This window comes from Klebsiella sp. CB_Kp196 (assembly GCF_040061575.1).
In the GTDB taxonomy this organism is placed as follows: domain Bacteria; phylum Pseudomonadota; class Gammaproteobacteria; order Enterobacterales; family Enterobacteriaceae; genus Klebsiella; species Klebsiella michiganensis.
The window spans coordinates 1-21,547 of record NZ_JBEAFH010000077.1; the positions used below are offsets into that span (position 1 = coordinate 1).

The following is a 21,547-nucleotide window of genomic DNA, read 5'->3' on the forward strand; positions in this document are numbered from 1 at the left end:
AGAGAACTGGCCGGTTCTTTCTGACGGAGTAATCATACAAGCCCGGACAGGCGCGCAGCGCCGCCTCCGGGACGGTGTCGGGGTGATGCATCGGCGTGGCTTCTTCCCGGCTCGCGCTGCGCTTAGCCGGGCTACGAGCTGATCGGGCTACGGGTTCCCCCGCGTCTGCGATCCGGTAGCCCGGCTAAGGCGTTTACGCCGCGAGCCGGGAAGGGGGCTGATGCCAGCATCTTTACCCCAGCGGGCCGCCCTGAATGGTTTCGCACAGACCGTTGATAATCCGCTCCCCGGTTTCGGATTTCAGCTCCTGATACCAGGCTTCCGTCAGCGCCATATCTTTGCCATGGGTCACATCGCAGCGTTTACGCGCCTTCAGCACCAGGTCGCGGACCCGGTCGCAGCGCTGCGCTTCGTACTGGCGCAATGCCTCGGTGATATCCCGGCTCTGGCGGAACAGATCCCCCAGCACCACCGCATCCTCCAGCGCCGCGCAGCCGCCCTGGCCGATATCCGGCGTGGTGCTGTGCCCGGCATCGCCCAGCAGCGCCACCTTGCCGCGAACCAGCCGTTCAAACGGCTCGATATCATGGATTTCAATGCGGTTGGTGGTCTGCGGGTCGAGGGAGGCGATCAGCTTCTGCACCTGCGGCGACCAGCCGCTGAAGTAGCGACTAAGATCCGCCCGCAGGGTGCTGCGATCCTCGGCCAGCCCCGCCGGGAGCGGAACATCAAAGAAAAAGTAAAACCGTCCATCGGAGACCGGCATCAGCGACACCCGTTTCCCCTCGCCAACGAAGGTGGTCCACTGGTTGCCCGGCGCAATCGCCTCATCAATTTCCACCAGACCGTTCCAGTTAACGTAGCCTGCGTAGCGGCGCTCAGGGGTATAGCCGAGCACGTACGGGCGCAGCGCCGAATGGCTACCGTCGGCGGCGATCAGAAAATCGCCTTCAGCCATCGACCCGTCGGTAAACCAGACGCGAACCCCGTCGGCGTTTTCTTCGCAGCGGGTGACGCGTTTACCAAACTGCACGGCGTCGCGCCCCCAGAAGTTGAGCATCTCGCGCTGCAGCTCGGCGCGGGAAACCGGACAGGGACGGCCACCGGTGCGCGCCACCAGCGGCGCGAGGCTGAACTGCGTCAGAGTCTCCCCGCGCAGATAATCCTTGTAAGCCAGAAAATACATGGGGCCGCCGTAACTCTCGATAATATCCCCCATGCCTAAATGCTTCATGCACTTAACGCCGTTAGGCCAGATGGAGATGGCCGCGCCCACCGGCTTGATTTCTTTCACCGCTTCAAAGACTTCGCAGTGGATACCGGCATTTTTTAATGCCACCGCCGCGCTCAGGCCGCCGATTCCGCCGCCGATAACTAATGCTTTCATTTGCTTCTCCTTTACATACGTCGTTATTGGCTTGAGCAATTTGCGTACCACTTTGGCGCAGGCGCTGATTTCGCCGATTCGGGCTCCCCGCGACCGTGCGGTTGCACAACGCTGGTGCGCAGAGCGGGTTTTATTGCCTTTTTATGAATCAATAATTTCTAAATTTGTAATTGAGAATCTAATGTTTCATTGTCTTGCCGAGGTCAGACGCCAGGGATCTGGCAAAAATGATGGGTTATCTGCTTGAAAAAACGGAATAAAATTAAATGTTGCGCAAATGTGAGCGAGTTTGGCCTGTTTTGTGCACCCGTTCCCGCACGCTTATTCGCAACGGGATGAAACGACCATGTCAGATGAAAAAAACGGCGGCTTACTGTACGGCCTTGAGCAGCGGATCCCGCCGCTCCCGGCTTTTTTTAGCGCCTTACAGCACGTACTCGCCGGGCTGGTAGGCATTATTACGCCGCCGCTGATTATCGGCGCGGCGCTGGGGCTGGGGGAGTGGTTGCCCTATTTGATCAGCATGTCCCTGCTGGCTTCCGGCATCGGGACCTTCCTGCAATCCAACCGCCTGTGGGGGATCGGCGCGGGAATGATCTGTATGCAGGGGACCAGCTTTGCGTTCCTTGGCGTCGCCATTGCCGGCGGTATGTGGGTAAAAGGGCAGGGCGGCACGCCGCAGGATATTATGGCCATGCTGTTTGGCGTCAACGTTGTCGCCGCGCTGGTGCCCTGTCTCGTCAGCCGCTTTATTGAACCGCTGAAGCGCATTTTTACTCCGGTGATTACCGGCAGCGTGATTGCGCTGATCGGCATTAGCCTGATTAAAGTCAGCGTCATTAACTGGTGCGGCGGCGAGCAGGCTAAAGCGTTTGCCAGCATGAGCAATATCGCTCTCGGCGCGGGCACGCTGGGGACCATCGTCCTGCTGAGCTGTGCGAAAAACCGCTGGCTGCGTCTCTCTTCGGTGGTGGTGGGGATTGCCGTCGGCTGCGCGGCGGCGGCGCTGAGCGGATCGTTCCAGCTTAAAGGCGTCGGCGATGTCTGGTTCCGCTTACCGCAGCTGTTCCCGTTTGGTTTTCAGTTTAACAGCGCGATTTTTCTGCCGATTGCGCTGGTGTCGCTGGTCTGCATTCTTGAGGCGGTAGGCGATCTGACGGCCAATTGCCTGATCTCTCAGCAGTCGATAGATGACGAGGCCTTTCGTTCGCGGCTGAAAGGCGGCATTCTTGCCGATGGCATAAGCTGCATGGTGGCGGCGATGCTGTGCGCGTTCCCCAATACCACCTTTGCGCAAAACAACGGCGTGATTCAGATGACCGGCGTCGCCAGCCGCTACGTTGGCCGCTACATCGGGGTGATTTTGATTCTGCTGGGCCTGTTTCCGCCGTTCGGCGAGATACTGCGCCAGATCCCGGCGCCGGTGCTGGGCGGCGCGACGATGGTGATGTTTGGCTGCGTTGTGGCGGCGGGGATCCGCATTATCACCCAGAAACCGCTAACCCGTCGCGATATGCTGATCGTTGGCCTGGCCTTCGGTTTTGGTCTCGGCATTGAAGCGGTTCCGGCGTTTCTGACCCACTTCCCGCCGATCGTGGGTAACCTGTTCGGTTCCGCGGCGACCAGCGGCGGGCTGGTGGCGATTGTCCTGAATCTGATTATTCCGGAAGAGAAACCGGCCGCGGCGGCGGCCACAAGGAGCACCGATGATCGCGCTGAATCACTTTAATCAGCTGAGCGGCGAACATGCCGTCGCCGTGCTGGAACCCTGCGTGGCCATCTCCGGCTGGGCGGCGGCGCTGGCCGCCGGCCGGCCCTGGCGCAGCCGCGCTGATTTACTCAGCGCCGCCCGGCGGCTGATGGCGGCGTGGGGCGAAGCGGAGCTGACCGAGGCGCTAAGCGCCCATCCGCGTATCGGCGAAAAGCCCGCCGGGTCTCAGGCGCACGCGGCGCTCTCGCGTCAGGAACAGGGAAGCGTTGATGACCGCGATGCTGCGCTGGCGCAGGCGCTGAAAGAGGGCAACGCCCGCTACGAAGCGCGATTTGGCCGGGTCTTTTTGATTCGCGCGAAAGGGCGAGGCGGGGATGAAATCCTGGCGGCGCTGTCGCGTCGCCTGCAAAACAGCGAGCGCGCAGAAGTCGAGGACGCGTTAGCGCAGCTGCGCGAAATCACCCTATTAAGACTGGAAGGAGCGATTGGCGAATGAGTACCTTAAGCACCCATATTCTGGATATTTCCACCGGCCGGCCGGCGCAGGGCGTAAAGATTGCGCTGGAGCGCGAAGGCGCGCTGGTTGCCCGCGGCGTCACCGATGATAACGGCCGCATTGGCGAACTCGGCGCCGGGACGCTGGCACCGGGGCGTTACCGGTTGTGCGCGGAAATCGGCGAGTGGTTTGCCGCCAGCGGGCGCGAGACGCTCTACCTGAGCGCGCAGATTGATTTCGTCATCCGCGAAGCGGCCGGCGAGCACTATCATTTACCGTTTTTAATTGCCCCCGGCGGCTGGTCCACCTATCGCGGCAGCTAAATTTCCCCGGAGGCGGCGCTGCGCGCCTGTCCGGGCTACGAGTTCGGCACTGTCTGTGGTCTGGTAGCCCGGACAGGCACAACGTGCCGCCTCCGGGAAAGGGACTACTGCGCAGCCGCATCCCCCCACACGCGCTCGCCGTTTACCCACGTCTCGCTGATATTACGTTCATCGCCCAGGGTCATCAGCACGAACAGCTGTTCATAGATATCTTTGCAGCGCCCGCTGCGTAACTTTTGCAGCGGCGTGACCGCCGGGTCGATAACCACGAAATCGGCCTCTTTGCCGGGCTGGAAATTGCCAATCTTCTCATCAAGGCGCAGCGCGCGCGCGCCGCCAAGAGTCGCATGGTAGAAGGCTTCGCTGGCGCGCAGGCGATAGCTTTGCAGCTGGCTGACCTTATACGCCTCGCCGAGGGTGCGCAGCATACTGAAGGTGGTGCCCGCGCCAACATCGCTACCGATGCCCATGCGCACTTTGTTCTGCCAGCAGGTCGGTAAACGAAACAGCCCGCTGCCGAGAAACAGGTTTGACGTCGGGCAGAAGGCCAGCGCTGAACCGGTCTCGTGCAGGCACTGCCACTCGGCGTCCGCCAGGTGAATGCCGTGGGCAAACACGCTGCGCTCGCCGGTCAGCCGATAGTGATGGTAGACGTCAAGATAGTGCTCATGCTCCGGCCACAGGCTTTTTACCCACGCCACCTCGTTGAGGTTTTCGCTCAGATGGGTATGCAGCCAGGTATCGGGAAACTCTTCCCGCAGCTGCCGTACCGCGGCCAGCAGCTCCGGCGTTGAGGTCGGCGCGAAGCGCGGCGTAATGGCATAGCCGAGGCGGCCGCGCCGGTGCCAGCGTTCAATCAGTTCGCGGGTTTGCCGGTAGCTCTGCTCCGCGCTTTCGCTAAGGTAGTCCGGCGCGTGGCGATCCATCATCACTTTGCCGGCGAGCAGGCGCATATTCAGGCGCAGCGCTTCGTTAAACAGGGCATCCACCGATTGCGGATGCAGCGTACAAAAAACCAGCGCGGTGGTGGTGCCGTGGCTCAGCAGCTGGTTGACAAAAAACTGCGCGATCTCCGCGGCGTAGTCGGCATCGGCAAACTGGCTCTCAACCGGAAAGGTATAGGTGGTGAGCCACTCCAGCAGCTGCTCGCCAAATGCGCCAATCATCTCGGTTTGCGGATAGTGGACGTGGGCATCGACAAACCCCGGCAGCAGCAGCTTACCGCGCAGGTCGCGATAGCCCTTCTGCGGGTGCAGGTACCGTTCGCCCTCCTGCCATGGCAGCAGCGCCTGAACGCGGCCGTCGCGAAGAAACAGCACGCCATCCTCCAGATAGCGCGCATGGCGGGCGATATCGTCAGCGCTATCGGCAACGGCGGCGATATCGAAAAATGCGCCGCGAACCGCGGCATGGTAGTCAAACATCATAGCTGCCCTGTGGGTTAGCGAAAGGATAGGTTGATTGAGCAAGATTAATGCCAGTTTGCGCAGGCGGAGAGCCGCCGCGACGTGACGCCGCGGCGGGAAAGCCGGGTTACTCTTTCTGGGCGAGGGCGCTGAAGCCGGCGGTGGCGCCGACGCGCTCGTCGCGGGCGATCCAGCGATAGGCCGCGCCGCTCAGGAAGACGCCGATAAACCAGCTAAAGTTAGCCACTTCGTGCAGGGCCGGAATAAAGCTGATGACCAGACCAATCGCGACGGAGGGTACCAGGGCGGCGATCGCTTTCGGGTTAAAGCCGTTGCGGTACCAGTACTGGCCTTTTGGCGTGTCGTCGAACAGGTCGTTAACGGAAACCTTGCCGCGCTTAATGATGTAAAAGTCCACGATCAGGATACCGAACAGCGGGCCGATAAACGCCCCCAGCACGTCGAGGGTGTAGTGGATCAGCTCCGGCGAGTTAAACAGGTTCCACGGCGTCAGCAAAATCGATCCCACGGCGGCAATCATCCCGCCGGTGCGGAAGCTGATTTTCTGCGGCGAGCAGTTAGAGAAATCGAACGCCGGGGAGACAAAGTTGGCCACGATATTAATCCCGATGGTGGCGGTGATCATGGTCAGCAGGCCAATGGCGACCGCCAGGTCGTTACCCACGCGGCTCACGGTCTCAATCGGGTCGGTGATCATGCGGCCAAACAGCGACTGCGTGCCGGAGACAATCACCACGGTCACGATGGAGAACAGCAGGAAGTTAAACGGCAGGCCCCAGCGGTTGCCGCGGCGGATCTCGCCCATGCTTTTGCCGTAGCGCGAGAAATCGCCAAAGTTGAGCAGCGGGCCGGAGAAGTAGGAGACCACCAGCGCGGTGGCGGTGATCATCTGCCAGGTCTGCTCCCCGGCGCTCAGCGATTTGCTGGCGAGGGTAAAGGAGATCCCGTCAAAACCGGTCTTGTATACAATCCATCCCGCCAGCGCCAGCATTACCACGTAGACCGCCGGGCCGGCGATATCGATAAAGCGCTTGATGGCGTTCATCCCGTGCCAGAACACCATCGCCTGCAGCAGCCACATGGTGGCGAAGCAGAGCCAGCCCAGATGCGACAGGCCAAGGAAGCTGGAAGCGGTGAGCGTCGACAGCGAGGGCCAGAACTTCAGCAGCACCAGCATCAGCGCGTTGGCGGCGAGATAGGTCTGAATGCCGTACCACGCGAAGGCGATAAGCCCGCGGATCACCGCCGGAATATTGGCCCCAAAGACGCCAAACGCCTGACGACAAATGACTGCGTAGGGCACCCCCGCCATCTGGCTGGGCTTCGCCACCAGGTTGGCGCACAGCTGAACGATGCAAATCCCCACCAGCAGGCACAGCAGCACCTGCCAGCTCGCAAGACCAAGGGTAAAGAAGCTCGCCGCCACCACGTAGCCTCCCATGCTGTGCACGTCCGACATCCAGAAAGAAAAGATGTTGTACCAGCTCCAGTTCTGGTCGCGCGTCGGCGCCAGATCCTCATTGCAAAGCCGTGGGCTGTATCCAGCGTGGGGATCAGCGGCCTTAACCTGATGCGTATTTTGTTGATTTGGCATGAAACCTGCTCCTGTAAATGAACACCCGTTTAAATGGATTACCGAGGCTGTTGCAGGAATCAGGCCAAAACAGTTAATTTTGTATGCAAGAATTAAATTTTATGTATACGATTCGATATCAAAAAGTGAAAGTCGGAGTGGTTAATGAGCAACCAACATCGTCTGCAGGCCGCGCCAGAGCTGCAGGATAAAGACGAATCCATCTATCAGGCGCTGATGACCGCGATCGTCGAGCATCAGCTGCCGCCGGGGAGCAAACTGCCGGAGGAGGCGCTGGCGGAGGTGTTTGGCGTAAGCCGCACCGGGATCAGAAAAGTGCTGCAACGACTCGCGACTGTGCAAATGGTCGCCCTGACGCCCAAACGTGGTGCACAGGTCGCCAGCCCAACGGTCGAAGAGGCGCAGGCGATCTTCCGTACCCGCGCGCTGCTGGAGGTGGCCAACCTGCCGGATGTGCTGACCCGCTGTCAGCCGCCGCACCTGGCGGCGCTGGAGGCCATTATCCGTCAGGAGCAGCAGGCGCATGAACGCTATGACGGCCCGGCGGCGATCCGCTATTCGGCCGAGTTTCATATCCAGCTGCAGGCGATCTCCGGCAATCAGGTGCTCACCGAGATGGTGACCCGCCTGAGCCAGCGTTCATCCTTGGTTATCGCGGCGTGGGGATCGCCGTGGCGTCAGGGCTGCCGCTGCGACGATCACGAACAGCTTGTCCAGCTGCTGCGCGACAAGGCGCTCCAGCCCCTGAGCGACGCCTTAAGCCACCATTTTGAACATATTGTCGCCAGCCTCTGTTTTGAGCGCTCTGGCGTGACCCTGCCCGATTTTGCCCGGCTGTTTGCCGGCTATAAGGAGCCGTAATGGCCGCTGTTTGTATACAAGTCATCAACCCCAACACCAGCCTGGCCATGACGGAAACCATCGGTGCCGCCGCGCGGGCGGCTGCCGCGCCGGGAACCGAGATTCTGGCGGTCTGCCCCCGCGAGGGCGTGCCGTCGATAGAGGGCCACTTTGATGAAGCCATCGCCGCCGTGGGCGTGCTGGAGCAGATCAAAGCCGGTCGTCAACAGGGGGTAGACGGGCACGTGATCGCCTGTTTTGGCGACCCCGGGCTGCTGGCGGCGCGCGAGCTGGCGCAGGGGCCGGTGGTGGGGATTGCCGAAGCGGCGATGCATATGGCGACGCTGGTGGCCACCCGTTTCTCCATCGTGACCACGCTGCCGCGCACCCTGATCATCGCCCGTCATCTGCTGCACCAGTATGGTTTTCATGACCACTGCGCCGCCCTGCACGCCATTGATTTACCGGTGCTGGCGCTGGAGGACGGCAGCGGTCTGGCGCAGGAGAAAGTACGAGCGCGCTGTATCCAGGCGCTAAAAGAGGACGGCTGCGGGGCTATCGTGCTGGGCTGCGGCGGGATGGCGACGCTGGCCCAGGAGCTGACCCGCGAGCTGCGCGTGCCGGTGATCGATGGCGTCAGCGCGGCGGTCAAAATGGTTGAGTCGCTGGTGGCGTTAGGCCTGTCGACCAGCAAGCAGGGCGATTTAGGGTTTCCGGAAGCCAAGGCGTTGAGCGGCAAATTTCAGGCATTAAATCCCTTTTAATATGAAGAGGTAGCAGATGGCATTTTTGGCAGACGATTACCCGCGCGATCTGCGCGGCTACGGCGGACAGCCGCCGCACGCGCGGTGGCCGAACAATGCGCGCATCGCCGTGCAGTTTGTTCTGAACTACGAAGAGGGCTCGGAAAACCACGTGCTGCACGGCGATGCCGGTTCTGAGCAGTTTCTGTCCGATATTATCGGCGCCGCCAGCTACCCTGACCGGCATATGTCGATGGATTCGCTGTATGAGTACGGCAGCCGCGCCGGTTTCTGGCGCATCCATAATGAGTTCAGCCAGCGGGGACTGCCGCTGACCGTGTTTGGCGTCGCCATGGCGCTGGCGCGTCATCCCGAGGTGGTCGAGGCGATTAAGTCGGCGAACTATGACGTGGTCAGCCACGGCTGGCGCTGGATCCACTACCAGAATATGCCTATCGAGCAGGAGCGGGAGCATCTTCATAAAGCCGTGCAGGTGTTAACCGATCTATTTGGCAAACCGCCCACCGGCTGGTATACCGGGCGCGATAGCCCCCATACCCGCCAGTTGGTGGTGGAGCACGGCGGTTTTGATTACGACAGCGACTATTATGGCGACGATCTGCCGTTCTGGAGCGAGGTGGCCTGCGGCGACGGGACGCGTAAGCCGCACCTGATCGTACCTTATACCCTCGACGCCAACGATATGCGCTTTGCCACCGCCCAGGGGTTCAATACCTCCGAGCAGTTTTACACCTATTTGAAAGACAGCTTCGATGTGCTGTACGCCGAGGGGGCTAGTGCGCCGAAGATGATGTCCATCGGGATGCACTGCCGCCTGCTGGGGCGCCCGGGCCGCTTCCGCGCGCTGCAGCGTTTCCTTGATTATGTGCAGCAGCACGACCAGGTTTGGGTCTGCACTCGTCAGCAGATTGCCGACCACTGGCGCGACGTTCATCCGTTCCGGGGGTAAAGGCGTTCCCCGGGTCGCGCCGCAAGCGGCTTACCCGGGCTACAGCTCTGCAAACGGCCGCAATCCGGTAGGACCCGTAGCCCGGGTAAGCGCAGCGCAACCCGGGGGATACCGGGAAAGGCGCGGGGCTTAACTCATCAAACTCACCTGGGCGGCGACGATGCGCCAGCCGAAGGGGAAGCGCACCCAGGTTTGCTGCTGTCGGCCAATGCGTTCGCTGCCTTCGCGGGTGAATTCGGTGCTGCACACCGCGTAATCCTCGCCGAAGGTGGTGATGGTGGTGTGCCGCAGCGCGCGCTGCAGGCCGGCGGCCGGGCGGGCGGCGCGAAAGGCGCGGATTTCGTCGATACCGTAGAGATTTTCCCCGGCCCCCAGCCGCACCGTGCGCTTATCGTGCCAGAACAGCTCATCCAGCACCGCGATATCGTTGCTCACCAGCGCTTCCTCATAGCGGTAAAACGCCGCCGTCACCTCGGCGAGAACCAACGGGCGATTAATCTGCTCTTGCGTCATCATGCTGCTATCTCCACCGGGCGGGCGTCGGTAATGCCCATCTCTTCCAGCGCCCGCGCCGCGCGCAGACAGGCTTGTTCATTAAAAGGCGCGGCAATCAGCTGCAGGCCAATCGGCTGACCGTTCGCCGTACGCAGCGGCACGGTGACCACCGGCAGGCCAAGGAAGGAGATGGGCTGGGTCAGCATCCCCATGCTGGCGCGAATCGGCAGCGGCTGGCCGTTAATCTCCATGGTCTGCGCGCCGATGAGCGTCGCGCTGCACGGCGTGGCCGGGGCGATCAGCACATCCGCATGGGCGAACAGGGCTTTAAACGCCTGCTGCGCGTGGCGGCGGAAGCGCTGGGCCTGAAGATACCAGGCCGACGGGATCATCGCGCCCGCCAGCAGTCGCTCGCGGGAGTTCGGCTCAAAACGTTCGGGCTGGCTACGCAGCGCGGGCAGGTACTGATTTCCGCCCTCGGCGGCGCTGATAATAAACGCCGCCGAGCGGGCCAGCTCCGCCTCCGGGAAAATCACAGCCTCATGCGCCGCCAGCGCCCCGGCGACGCGAGCGACGGCCGCACGGGCGTCGTTATCGCACCATGTCGTAAAATAACCGCCGAGCGTGGCGCAGCGCAGGCCTTCGAGACCGCGCGACAGCAGATTAGCCGTGCGCTCGCTGGCCTTGTCGGCCTGAAAACCATCGCCCGGATCGCGACCCTGCAGCGCATCGTAGACCGCCGAAAGGTCGCTGACGCAGCGGGCAAACGGACCGATATGGTCGAGGCTGGCGACGAAAGGATGGCTGCCGGAGCGCGATAAACGGCCAAAGGTCGGCTTGAGGCCGAAGATCCCGCACAGCGAGGCCGGGACGCGAATGGAGCCGTTGGTATCGCTGCCCAGCGAGAAATTCACCAGCCCGGCGGCCACCGCCGCCGCCGACCCGCCCGAGGAGCCGCCTGCAATCCGCGAAAGATCGTGCGGGTTACGCGTAGCCCCGTAGTGGCTGTTCTCGGTGGTAAAACCGTAGGCGTAGGCATCCATATTCAGCATCCCGGAGAGCAGCGCGCCCGCGCTATGCAGCTGGCGCACCGCCCAGCTGTCGGCGGCGGCGGCGGGGCGATCGCTCAGCAACTGCGCCCCGGCAAGGGTGGTATTGCCGGCGACATCGAACAGATTTTTCACCGCGTAGGGAACGCCTGCCAGCGCGGGCAGGGGCTTTTTTTCCCGCCGCAGGGTATCGATATTCTCCGCCTCAGCGAGCATGCGCTTTTCGCTGACGTGGGTCCAGGCGTTGATCTGCGGGTTAACGCGGGCGATGTTCTCCAGGGTGTGGCGGGCGATCTCTTTGGCGCTGAGCTCGCCGGCGGCCAGCGCGCGCTGGATTTCGTGAATCGTCATTTCAGGTAGCTTCATGCTTTATAGACTCCGGCGATTTCGACGCGATCGTCGAGGGGAAAGGCCAGCAGCGGCCCGGCCATGGCGGCAATGCGGCTAAACTGCATCCTGAGCTCTGCGCGCCGCGCATCGTCCAGCTCCAGCGCCAGCAGCTGTTCCATTTGTGTGAGGTAAGCGTCCCATTCATTGTGCGGTGTGTTCATCATCAGCTCCTAATAACCGGCGGCGGAGCCGTTGCTGCGCGGATCGCTGGCCCCCTCAAACAGGCCGTTGGGATGGCGTACAATCGCCCCGGCGTGGCCCATGGCTTCGCTAAAATCGGCCAGCACGTCAACGTCGTGCCCCAGCTGACGCAGGCGGGCAACGCTTTCGGCGCTGAAGCGGCCCTCCAGCTTGAGCGAGTCGGAAGTCTGCCCCCAGGTACGCCCCAGCAGCCAGCGCGGCCGGGTGATGCTCTCCTGTAGCGGCACGTTTTGCATCACGTAGCGGGTGAAAATAGCGGCCTGAGTTTGCGGCTGGCCGTCGCCGCCCATGGATCCGTACACCATCACCCGGCCATCGTTCAGCCTTGCGGCGGCGGGGTTGAGGGTGTGAAACGGCTGCTTGCCGGGCGCCAGCGCCAGCAGGTGGCGCGGGTCGAGGCTGAACGATGCCCCGCGGTTCTGCCAGACAATGCCGCTTTCCGGCAGCACCACGCCGCTGCCGAACTCGTGGTACAGGCTTTGGATAAAGGAGACCGCCAGCCCGCTTTTATCGATAACCCCCATCCATACGGTGTCGCCCGGGCCTTTGCCCGCGCCCCACGGGGCCGCCCGCTGGTCGTCGATATTCTCCGCCAGCGGCTGCAGCGCCGCCGGCGCCAGCAGGCTCTGGATATCGACATCAAGGTGGCGGGGATCGGTGATATGCGCGTCGCGCAGGCCGAAGGCCAGCTTGGTCGCCTCCACAATTCGGTGGACGGTCATCGCATCGTCGGCATCGGCCATCGCCAGCCTGTCGGTGATGCCGAGGATCGCCAGCGAAACCAGCCCCTGGGTCGGCGGCGCGAGGTTCCACAGTTCGCCGTGCCGGTGCGCCAGCCTGAGCGGCTGGGGGCGGCGAGCGCGATGCTGCCGCAGGTCGCTAAGGGTGACGGGCAGTCCATACTTTTCCATACCGCGGGCCAGCTGCTCCGCCAGCGGCCCGCGATAGAAGCTGTCTAAACCGTCTTCGGTTAATCGGCGCAGGGTGTTCGCCAGCGCCGGCTGCAAAAAGCGGCTCCCGGCCTTCGGCGGCTGGCCGTCCACCAGAAAGGTTTCGGCGAAGCCGGGCTGGTCGCGCAGTTCGCTGAATTTATCGGCGGTCGCGCTGGCCTGCGAGGCGGTCACCGGGATACCGCCGGCGGCGTAGCCGATGGCATCTTCCAGCAGACGCGTCAGCGGCAGCGATTTCCCGGTTAACTCCCGCGAAACCTTAAGCGCTTCGTCCCAGCCGCTGACGGTGCCCGCCACGGTCAGGGCCGCCTGCGGTCCGCGGTGGGGGATCTGCGCGAGGCCGGCGTAGGCCTGCGGCGTCGCCAGCGACCCCGCCGCGCCGCTGGCGTCAATGGCGATGGGATCGCCCTCGGGGGGTACGATAAGCCAGAAGCCATCGCCGCCGAGGCCGTTCATATGCGGGTAAACCACGGCGATGGTCGCAGCGGCGGCGACCATCGCTTCGATGGCGCTTCCGCCTTCGCGCAGAACCGCCAGCGCGCTCTGGCTGGCCAGATGATGGGGCGCAACCGCCATCCCGCGGGCGGCAACATGACTTTGCATGGGGTGTCCTCAATTAAGCGAAATGTCCGCAGAGGGTTGCAAAAGCTGTTCCATGTCTGAACGTAAAGTTTCAATCGTTGCCGACGATGCGCGTTTTTTGCCGAACTGGCATGCATTATGAAAGGCGTTAGCGGTATAGTGCGGTGAAACGAAAGTTACAGAGGTCTTATGCAACAGCTTGATGAACGACTGAAAGAGCAGTACCCGTCATTATCGCCTCAGGAGCAGCGGGTGGCGGATTTTATTTTCGATCATTTTGATGACCTGATTAGCTACAACAGCGCCGAGCTGGCGCAGCTGAGCGGCGTATCGAAAGCCACGGTCAGCCGTCTGTTCAAGCGCCTGGGCTATGAAAAATATAAAGATATGCGCGATGAGCTGCGCACCCTGCGCCAGAGCGGAATGCCGCTGACCGATAATCGCGATGCGGTGCAGGGCAACACGCTGCTGGCGCGCCACTATAAACAGGAGATGGCCAACCTGACCCAGTGGGTTAACGCCCTTGATGTCCAGCAGTTCGCCGAGGCGATTCAGGCGCTGGTGAGCGCCCGGCGTATCGTGATTATCGGCATGCGCAATGCTTATCCGGCGGCGCTGCATCTGCGCCAGCAGCTCCTGCAGGCGCGCGGGCAGGTGCTGGTGCTGCCGCAGCCGGGACAAAGCTTAAGCGAAGAGCTGGTGGATTTAACTGCCGACGATCTGGTGGTGGTAATGGCGTTCCGCCGCCGCCCGCGAATTATTCGCCCGCTGCTGCAGCAGCTGCAGAGCAGCGGCATTCCGGCGCTGCTGATGTGCGAGCCGCAGGCCCACGGCCTGTTTCCGCTGGCGCGCTGGCGGCTCTGCGCACCGCTGGATAGCGTATCGGCCTACGACAGCTACGCCTCGGTCAATAGCCTGATCAATCTGCTGTCGAACGCCTTTCTGCACGAAATTCTCGATAAAGGCCGCCCGCGCATTCACGACATCGCCACCCTTTATCAGCAGCTGGACGAGCTGGAACAACGATAATGGGGCGCCAGCGTGGTGCTTTGCATGGTTTTGGTGCGATAAAATAATAGGGGAACGCGCAGTTGTTCCCTCTTAATTCCTCAATTTCCCTTGTTTTACGTTCGTTTAGCCAAACGGCGGGCTAACCCGATGCGCAGCGCTTTATCTGGCACATTAGTTGCAAAACTGACTTCAAAGAATCTTTTGTTTCATGCTAACGTAACGGGTAAACATCATGAAGAAACTGTTGATCGCACTGGCCGGGGCCGCTTGTCTGTTAACCAACCTCCCGGCGGCGAAAGCTGACCAGCTCCAGGATATTGAAAAGCGCGGCACGATCCGCATTGCGGTGCCGCAGGATTTCCCGCCGTTTGGCTCGGTAGGCACCGACCTTCAGCCGCAGGGCTACGACATCGATATGGCGCGCTATCTCGCCAAAGAGATGAAGCTCAAGCTGCAGCTGGTGCCGGTGACCAGCGCCAACCGCGTGCCTTATCTGCAAACCGATAAGGTGGACCTGGTGATTTCCAGCCTCGGTAAAAACGCCGAGCGCGAGAAGGTGATCGACTTTAGCCGCGCCTATGCGCCGTTCTTCCTCGGCGTATTTGGCCCGAAAGGCGCGGAGCTGAAAGACCCGGCGGCGCTGAGCGGTAAAAGCGTGGGCGTGACCCGCGGCGCGGTGGAAGATATGGTGCTGACCAGCGTGGCGCCGAAAGAGGCGCAGATTAAGCGCTACGAAGATAACAACACCACGCTGTCGGCGTATCTCTCCGGCCAGGTGCAGTACGTCGCGACCGGCAATCTGGTGGTGGCGGCCATCTCCCGGCAGAACGCCGACAAAGCCCCAGTGCCGAGCTTTATGCTGAAGGATTCGCCGTGCTTTATCGGCCTGAAAAAGAACCAACCGGCCCTGAAGGCGAAAGTGGATGCGCTGATTGAGCAGGGCGTAAAAGACGGCACCCTGAACGGTTTGTCTGAGAAGTGGCTGAAAGCGCCGCTGCCTGCCAGCCTCGGCGCGTAAGGTCCGGGCATGACGGAGCAACTTCATTTTTCTGCGCTCTGGCCGCACTGGCCGGAGCTGCTGGCGGGGCTGTGGGTGACCATTCAGCTGACGGTGCTGGCGACGATAGGTGGCCTGACGATTGGCATCTTCGGCGCCGCCATCCGCAGCGGGCGACCCACGTGGTTCAGCCGGATTTGGGGCGGGTATGTCGAACTGATTCGCAACACGCCGTTTGTGGTACAGCTGTTTTTTATCGTCTTCGGCTTACCGAATCTGGGGCTGAAGATGACGGCGGGCGAGGCCGCGCTGCTGGCGATGGTGGTCAATCTTGGGGCCTACAGTACCGAGATCGTGCGCGCCGGGATTCAGGTGACGCCGAAAGGTCAGTGGGAAGCGGGGCGCGTACTGGGGCTGACCCGGACGCAGACCTTTATTCAGGTCATTCTGCCCCCCGCGCTGCAGCGCATTTATCCGGCGCTGGTGAGCCAGTGCATCATCGTCATGCTCGGTTCATCGGTGGTGTCGCAGGTCTCTTATGAAGAGCTGACCTTTGCCGCTAACCTGATTCAGTCGCGCACCTTCCTCAGTTTTGAGGTCTATCTGGTGACGACGGGGATTTATTTAGCGCTGTCGATAACGATGCGTCAGCTGCTGATGGCGGCGGGACGTAAATGGCTGGGGGTGCAGGCATGATGACCACCTTTACCGATTGGGACATTGTCCGCAATCTGCTGCTGGCCGGGCGCTGGACGGTGCTGCTGTCGCTGGTGGCGTTTCTCGGCGGCGCGCTGGTCACGCTGCCGCTCCTGCTGCTGCGCATGACCGGCGGGCGTCAGGTAAAACGCCTGATCCGCGGCTATGTCGAACTGTTTCAGGGGACGCCGCTGCTGATGCAGCTGTTTCTCGCCTTTTTCGGCGTGGCGCTGTTCGGCATCGACGTTTCGGCGTGGACCGCGGCGTCGCTGGCGCTGACGCTGTATACCAGCGCCTTTTTGCTCGATATCTGGTTTGGCAGCATCCGCGCCCTGCCAAAAGGGCAGTGGGAAGCCTCGCGCTGTCTGGGGCTGAGCTTTGGCCAGACGCTGTATCGGGTCGTCGCCCCGCAGGCGCTGCGGATCGCCATCGCCCCGACGGTGGGGTTTGCCGTGCAGGTGATCAAGGGTACCGCGCTGGCGTCGATTATCGGCTTCGTCGAGCTGACCAAAGCGGGAACAATGCTGACCAACGTGACGTATCAGCCGTTTAAAGTCTTTGCGCTGGTGGCGCTGGGCTATTTCATTCTGTGTTACCCGCTGTCCCGCTACAGCCGTCATCTGGAGAACAAATTCAATGCCTCTCATCACCATTAATCAGATGCAGAAGTACTACGGCGATAACCACGTGCTCAAGGGCGTCGATCTGGATATCGATATGGGCGAAGTGATCTCGATTATCGGCCGCAGCGGGTCGGGCAAAAGCACGCTGCTGCGCTGCATCAACGGCCTGGAAGGCTATCAGGAAGGCAGCATTAAGCTCGGCGGGATGACCATTACCGACCGCGACTCGCAGGCGCGGGAGATCAGCCGCTCTATCGGCATGGTGTTCCAGAGTTTTAACCTGTTTCCGCATATGACGGCGCTGGAAAACGTGATGCTGGCGCCGCGTCGGGTGCTGAAGAAGAGCGCCGCCGAGTGCCGTGAACTGGCCCAGCGGATGCTGGAAAAGGTCGGATTGGGCGACCGGCTCGATTACTACCCGTCGAGTCTCTCCGGCGGCCAGCAGCAGCGCGTGGCGATTGCCCGTGCGCTGGCGATGTCGCCAAAAGTTTTACTCTGTGACGAGATCACCTCGGCGCTGGATCCGGAGCTGGTTGGCGAAGTGCTTAAGGTGCTGGAGCAGCTGGCGGCGGAGGGCATGACGCTGATTCTCGTGACCCATGAAATGAATTTTGCCCGCGAAGTGGGCGACCGCGTCGTGTTTATGCATCAGGGAAGGGTCTGGGAGCAGGGCGACAGCAAAACGCTGTTCGCCAACCCGCAGACCAGCGAACTGAAGCAGTTTATTTCCTCCGTGCGCGGCCTCAATCAATAAGGACTTAAAGATGGATATCACTCAGTTTCCGCAACTCAATCCGCCGTCGCGCCTGCTGATGGGGCCCGGCCCGATTAACGCCGACCCGCGCGTGCTGCGCGCCATGTCGAGCCAGCTGATCGGCCAGTACGACCCGGCGATGACCCACTATATGAACGAAGTGATGGCGCTGTACCGCGGCGTATTTCGTACCGAAAACCGCTGGACGATGCTGGTGGACGGAACCTCAAGGGCCGGGATTGAGGCGATCCTGGTTTCGGCTATTCGGCCGGGGGACAAGGTGCTGGTGCCGGTGTTTGGCCGCTTCGGCCATCTGCTGTGCGAAATCGCCCGCCGCTGCCGGGCGGAAGTGCACACCATTGAAGTGCCCTGGGGTGAGGTGTTTACCCCGGACCAGGTGGAGGATGCCATCAAACGTATTCGTCCGCGCCTGCTGCTGACGGTGCAGGGCGACACCTCCACCACGATGCTGCAGCCGCTGGCGGAGCTGGGGGATATCTGCCGCCGCTATGATGTACTGTTTTACACCGACGCCACCGCTTCGCTGGGCGGTAACCCGCTGGAAACCGACGCCTGGGGGCTGGATGCGGTCTCGGCTGGGATGCAAAAATGCCTTGGCGGCCCGTCCGGCACCTCGCCGATTACCCTCAGCGCGCGCATGGAAGAGGCGATTCGCCGCCGCAAATGCGTGGAAGAGGGGATTCGCACCGATGCCCACCGCGACGGCGACGAGGAGATGATCTACTCCAACTATTTCGACCTCGGCATGGTGATGGACTACTGGGGGCCGGAGCGCCTTAACCATCATACCGAGGCCACTACCGCGCTGTTCGGCGCCCGCGAATGCGCACGGCTGATCCTCCAGGAGGGGCTGGATAACGGCATTGCCCGCCATAAGCTGCACGGCGACGCGCTGGCCAAAGGCATTCAGGCGATGGGGCTGGAGACCTTCGGCGACCTGAAACATAAGATGAACAACGTGCTGGGCGTCGTTATCCCGCAGGGTATCAACGGCGACCAGGCGCGCAAGCTGATGCTGGAAGATTTCGGTATTGAAATCGGTACCTCGTTCGGCCCGCTGCACGGCAAAGTGTGGCGGATCGGCACCATGGGGTACAACGCGCGTAAAGACTGCGTGATGACCACGCTCAGCGCGCTGGAGTCGGTGCTGAACTTTCTCAAATTCCCCACCACTCAGGGCGCGGCGATGCAGGCCGCGTGGGATCACTATCGCAGCGAGAGCGCCCAATGAGTCCAGCACAACGCCAGCAGGCGGAAATGCAGCAGGCCGCGGCGCGGGTGATGGCCCGCGCCGATGAGCTGGCCGCGATCAGCGAAACGCCGGATGCCCTGACCCGGGTTTATCTCTCCCCACAGCATCTCGAGGCCAACCAGCGGGCGGCGCGGTGGATGACCCAGGCCGGAATGACCGTCTGGCAGGACAGCGTCGGCAATATTTGCGGCCGCTACGAGGGAGAGCAGGAGGGAGCGCCCGCCATCCTGCTGGGGTCGCACCTTGATACGGTGCGCAACGCCGGGCGCTACGACGGGATGCTCGGCGTCCTGGCGGCGATCGAAGTGGTGCACGGTCTGCATCAACAGGGGCGGAGGCTGAAACAGGCCATTGAGATTGTCGGCTTTTGCGATGAAGAGGGGACGCGCTTTGGTATTACGCTGCTCGGCAGCCGCGGGATAACCGGTACCTGGCCCGAGAGCTGGCTGGCGCAGACCGATGCCGACGGCGTCAGCGTGGCGCAGGCGATGGTGCTGGCGGGGCTGGATCCGGCGCGCATTCATCTTGCCGCCCGCCGCCCGGAGGAGATTGCCGCCTACCTGGAACTGCATATCGAGCAGGGGCCGTGCCTCGAGCAGGAAGGGCTGGCGCTGGGGGTGGTCGAGGCGATCAACGGCGCGCGTCGCCTGAACTGCCGCTTTACCGGCGAGGCGGGGCACGCCGGGACCGTGCCGATGAGTCATCGGAAAGATGCGCTGGCCGCCGCCGCCGAGTGGATGGTGCGGGTAGAGATTCTGACCCGCGAGCAGGGCGGAAACCGGGTCGCCACGGTGGGTACGCTGCGCTGCGCGCCCGGCGCGGTTAACGTGATACCCGGCGACGTTACGCTGACCCTGGATATTCGCGGGCCGCACGACCAGCCGCTGGATGCGCTGCTGGATACGTTGCTGAATGAGGCGCAGGCCATTGCTTCTCGTCGCCAGCTGCGGTTCAGCGCCGAAGAGTTTTACCGTATTGCCGCCACCGCCTGCGATAGCGGATTGCAGCAGGTACTGAGCGAGGCGGTGCAGGCGGTGCAGGGGCGTTCGCTGACGCTGCCGAGCGGCGCCGGGCATGATGCCATCGCCATGGCCGAACGCTGGCCGTCAGCGATGCTATTTGTGCGCTGCAAAGGCGGCATCAGCCATCATCCCGCCGAGTCGGTCACCGCCGACGATGTGGCGCTGGCGATAGCGGCCTATTCACGCGCGGTGTCGGCGCTGGATGCCGGGAAGTAGCGGCTATCGTTTCGCTTCAGGTAAACCGGGCATAGCGCAACCCCCACCACGGTGGGGGCCTGTTTTATCTTTTGCCGTTCGGTTTGAGCTGTTCGCCGGGTCTGAGCCTGAACAGCTCGTCATCTCGGGTGGAGTAGCGAACCGTCCCGTCAGCCAGCCGATAAGCACCCTCGGTGAATCCCGCGCCGTTCAGGAACGGCGCCACCGCGTCCGGCGTGTTGCGGAAGGCGGCTTCCAGGGCGAGAAGCGCATAGGGGGCAATACTATCGATACTGGCATATTCGGCCTCAGGATCATCGACAAAAAAGCCGTTGAGGCGCTGCTTGTTGATGATGTTTGCGCCGATGCGATCCGCCAGCGTCAAATAGTCCTGCTGCCCGGTGGCCTGCCACAGGTCGATAAGCGCGAAAATCGCATACGGCTGATGGTTTTCCGTTTGGCTATTCAGCCTGCGGCTTGCGCCGCCGGGTTCACCGATATCGCCTAAACCCTGGCCTTTCGCGATGCCGCGGGCGACTTTCCAGATGGCACGATCCGGTTCAAGCGTCCAGGCGCGGGCGTAGGAGAGAAGAAATTCATTTCCCGCCGGATAGGCTTTGAGCACCGTGCCTTTTTTCCCATAATAGCCATCGCGTTTTAACGCATAGCCGGAGAGATCCGTACCGTTGGCCAGCATCGGGCGGAAGGTATTGTTCTGCTCATCGTAAGCGTAGGTCGCGAAGGCCTTGAGGCCATCAAGGGTCCATTTTTTGAGATCGTCACCGTCTTTGCCGAGCGATTTTGCCAGGGCAAGCTGCATCAGCGCATTTTCTGAGTAGAGCGTGCTGGTCCGGCCCTTCAGCAGCATATTGCCCTCCAGCGCGTCCGGGCCCAGTTCGGGGCCAAACTGACGCTGCGCGCGGTCGCCGTATTTCGAATGCGTGTCGCTGTCATCGGTGGTGTCGGCGCGTTTTAGCGGTTGGGTAAACTGGTAGACGCCCAGCCCGGTCTTCTTATCTCGCGGCAGAACGTACTGTTCGGCCAGACGCTTCGCCCACGTCAGCGCGCCAGCGTCACCATCGTATTGATAGAGCAGCGATGCGGAGTAGATAAGGTCGTTGCCGGCATTGAGAAAGCTCAGGCCCTTGGTGGCGAAAAAAGGCGGCTGTTGGACAAAATCACTTTGCCAGAGCGCGCCCATCGCTTTGCCGTACTCCCCGTGACGGCTGGTTTCCAGCGTTTTCCAGTCGTAAACATGAGCGTTCCAGAAAGCCTTGATAAAGCGCGCGGTGGCCTTGTCATCGACGGCAAACATCATGTCGTAATAGGGATACGCGTTCTTAAGTTCATGGACCATCTCCTTTTCGCTCGGGCCTTGAGGCTGCAGCGTTTTCAAATCAACAAAGCGATGGCCTCCCCACAGCAGTAGCCCGCTGGCGTCCTGATAGTGGTCAAAGTAGTAGCGAATATTCTCCGCGACCCGCTGCTTATACTTTGCTTCGCCGGTCAGGTTGCTTAACCCTACCAGCACCCGCATCAAGTTTTGCTGGGCCGAGAAGTTCGACAGCACGGTCACTTTACCGTCCGGAAAGACCCATTCCATTTGCTTGCCGGTGCGAGGATCCACGCCATTGGCCAGCAGAGGAGAGTGATGGCCGTACCGATCTCCCGCTTTATCCAGCACGACGTCAGCGAACTGCTTTACGCTGCTCAGGCGCGCGTTCTCCTGGGCGCCAGCACTCAGTGAGAAGAGACTCAGAGCGCCCAATGCCAGGGTGATTTTTGCAATCTTCATTATTATCCTCTTAATGAAAATAA

General features: G+C 61.8%; 20 protein-coding genes and 1 pseudogene. 13 read left to right on the forward strand and 8 right to left on the reverse strand.

Annotated features, from left to right (window positions below):
• Positions 1-232: 232 nt before the first annotated feature.
• Positions 233-1,387, reverse strand: coding sequence for an FAD-dependent urate hydroxylase HpxO (gene hpxO / locus ABLU87_RS25905; RefSeq protein ID WP_122117446.1), 1,155 nt, complete (start codon positions 1,385-1,387; stop codon positions 233-235).
• 346 nt (positions 1,388-1,733) lie between these two features.
• Here hpxO and ABLU87_RS25910 point away from each other — a divergent pair, with 346 nt between their 5' ends.
• The 3 genes from ABLU87_RS25910 to uraH are packed head-to-tail and all read left to right on the forward strand — an operon-like array spanning position 1,734 to position 3,917.
• Positions 1,734-3,116, forward strand: a complete 1,383-nt coding sequence (locus ABLU87_RS25910; protein WP_014228757.1) for a nucleobase:cation symporter-2 family protein — start codon at positions 1,734-1,736, stop codon at positions 3,114-3,116.
• Entirely contained in the window at positions 3,094-3,594 is a 501-nt protein-coding gene (gene uraD / locus ABLU87_RS25915; RefSeq protein ID WP_122117447.1) for a 2-oxo-4-hydroxy-4-carboxy-5-ureidoimidazoline decarboxylase, read from the forward strand. The genes ABLU87_RS25910 and uraD overlap by 23 nt, the downstream gene beginning before the upstream one ends.
• On the forward strand, positions 3,591-3,917 hold the full coding sequence (uraH, locus tag ABLU87_RS25920) for a hydroxyisourate hydrolase (RefSeq protein WP_025106221.1): 327 nt from the start codon (positions 3,591-3,593) through the stop codon (positions 3,915-3,917). The genes uraD and uraH overlap by 4 nt, the downstream gene beginning before the upstream one ends.
• Before the next feature lie 104 nt (positions 3,918-4,021).
• Here uraH and guaD read toward each other — a convergent pair whose 3' ends face one another.
• Entirely contained in the window at positions 4,022-5,341 is a 1,320-nt protein-coding gene (gene guaD / locus ABLU87_RS25925) for a guanine deaminase (protein ID WP_122117448.1), read from the reverse strand.
• A 109-nt stretch (positions 5,342-5,450) separates the two neighbouring features.
• Positions 5,451-6,938, reverse strand: coding sequence for an NCS1 family nucleobase:cation symporter-1 (locus ABLU87_RS25930; RefSeq protein ID WP_014228761.1), 1,488 nt, complete (start codon positions 6,936-6,938; stop codon positions 5,451-5,453).
• A gap of 144 nt (positions 6,939-7,082) precedes the next feature.
• On the opposite strand from ABLU87_RS25930, the gene ABLU87_RS25935 reads away from it, so the two are divergent.
• The 3 genes and pseudogenes from ABLU87_RS25935 (at position 7,083) to puuE (ending at position 9,491) form a co-directional block, all read left to right on the forward strand.
• Positions 7,083-7,799 carry a GntR family transcriptional regulator gene (locus ABLU87_RS25935; protein WP_014228762.1) on the forward strand — a complete coding sequence of 239 codons (717 nt, stop codon included), beginning with the start codon at positions 7,083-7,085 and terminating at the stop codon, positions 7,797-7,799.
• Positions 7,799-8,671, forward strand: a pseudogene (locus ABLU87_RS25940) (aspartate/glutamate racemase family protein); the annotation flags it as partial. The gene ABLU87_RS25935 and the pseudogene ABLU87_RS25940, both read left to right, overlap by 1 nt.
• Positions 8,559-9,491 (forward strand): allantoinase PuuE, encoded by a 933-nt coding sequence (gene puuE / locus ABLU87_RS25945; protein ID WP_122117449.1) that lies wholly within the window; start codon positions 8,559-8,561, stop codon positions 9,489-9,491. The pseudogene ABLU87_RS25940 and the gene puuE, both read left to right, overlap by 113 nt.
• Before the next feature lie 129 nt (positions 9,492-9,620).
• On the opposite strand, the gene hpxZ is transcribed toward puuE, so the two are convergent.
• The 4 genes from hpxZ to hpxW are packed head-to-tail and all read right to left on the reverse strand — an operon-like array spanning position 9,621 to position 13,179.
• Positions 9,621-10,007, reverse strand: a complete 387-nt coding sequence (gene hpxZ / locus ABLU87_RS25950; RefSeq protein WP_049071243.1) for an oxalurate catabolism protein HpxZ — start codon at positions 10,005-10,007, stop codon at positions 9,621-9,623.
• The gene (locus ABLU87_RS25955) at positions 10,004-11,401 is read right to left on the reverse strand and encodes an AtzE family amidohydrolase (RefSeq protein ID WP_048263105.1); all 1,398 of its coding nucleotides are present in this window, start codon (positions 11,399-11,401) and stop codon (positions 10,004-10,006) included. Before ABLU87_RS25955 ends, hpxZ begins: the two co-directional genes overlap by 4 nt.
• The gene (gene hpxX, locus ABLU87_RS25960) at positions 11,398-11,586 is read right to left on the reverse strand and encodes an oxalurate catabolism protein HpxX (RefSeq protein WP_047725089.1); all 189 of its coding nucleotides are present in this window, start codon (positions 11,584-11,586) and stop codon (positions 11,398-11,400) included. Before hpxX ends, ABLU87_RS25955 begins: the two co-directional genes overlap by 4 nt.
• 9 nt (positions 11,587-11,595) lie before the next feature.
• Positions 11,596-13,179, reverse strand: coding sequence for an oxamate amidohydrolase (gene hpxW / locus ABLU87_RS25965; protein WP_032749665.1), 1,584 nt, complete (start codon positions 13,177-13,179; stop codon positions 11,596-11,598).
• Between the two features lie 168 nt (positions 13,180-13,347).
• Here hpxW and hpxU point away from each other — a divergent pair, with 168 nt between their 5' ends.
• The 7 genes from hpxU to hpxK all read left to right on the forward strand — a co-directional run bounded on the left by hpxU (position 13,348) and on the right by hpxK (position 19,750).
• Positions 13,348-14,187: a MurR/RpiR family transcriptional regulator HpxU gene (gene hpxU, locus ABLU87_RS25970; protein ID WP_004849708.1), complete on the forward strand. Its 840-nt coding sequence runs from the start codon at positions 13,348-13,350 to the stop codon at positions 14,185-14,187.
• A 214-nt stretch (positions 14,188-14,401) separates the two neighbouring features.
• Positions 14,402-15,187 (forward strand): transporter substrate-binding domain-containing protein, encoded by a 786-nt coding sequence (locus tag ABLU87_RS25975; RefSeq protein WP_014838043.1) that lies wholly within the window; start codon positions 14,402-14,404, stop codon positions 15,185-15,187.
• 9 nt (positions 15,188-15,196) lie between these two features.
• Positions 15,197-15,862 carry an amino acid ABC transporter permease gene (locus ABLU87_RS25980; RefSeq protein WP_014228770.1) on the forward strand — a complete coding sequence of 222 codons (666 nt, stop codon included), beginning with the start codon at positions 15,197-15,199 and terminating at the stop codon, positions 15,860-15,862.
• A complete protein-coding gene (locus ABLU87_RS25985) occupies positions 15,862-16,518 on the forward strand; it encodes an amino acid ABC transporter permease (protein ID WP_014228771.1) in 657 nt (218 codons plus the stop codon). Before ABLU87_RS25980 ends, ABLU87_RS25985 begins: the two co-directional genes overlap by 1 nt.
• Positions 16,499-17,239: an amino acid ABC transporter ATP-binding protein gene (locus tag ABLU87_RS25990; RefSeq protein ID WP_014228772.1), complete on the forward strand. Its 741-nt coding sequence runs from the start codon at positions 16,499-16,501 to the stop codon at positions 17,237-17,239. Before ABLU87_RS25985 ends, ABLU87_RS25990 begins: the two co-directional genes overlap by 20 nt.
• 10 nt (positions 17,240-17,249) lie before the next feature.
• Positions 17,250-18,491 (forward strand): alanine--glyoxylate aminotransferase family protein, encoded by a 1,242-nt coding sequence (locus ABLU87_RS25995; protein WP_196942120.1) that lies wholly within the window; start codon positions 17,250-17,252, stop codon positions 18,489-18,491.
• A complete protein-coding gene (gene hpxK, locus ABLU87_RS26000) occupies positions 18,488-19,750 on the forward strand; it encodes an allantoate amidohydrolase (protein ID WP_122117451.1) in 1,263 nt (420 codons plus the stop codon). The genes ABLU87_RS25995 and hpxK overlap by 4 nt, the downstream gene beginning before the upstream one ends.
• Positions 19,751-19,814: 64 nt before the next feature.
• On the opposite strand, the gene ABLU87_RS26005 is transcribed toward hpxK, so the two are convergent.
• Positions 19,815-21,524: a pectate lyase gene (locus ABLU87_RS26005; RefSeq protein WP_122117452.1), complete on the reverse strand. Its 1,710-nt coding sequence runs from the start codon at positions 21,522-21,524 to the stop codon at positions 19,815-19,817.
• Between the last annotated feature and the right edge of the window lie 23 nt (positions 21,525-21,547).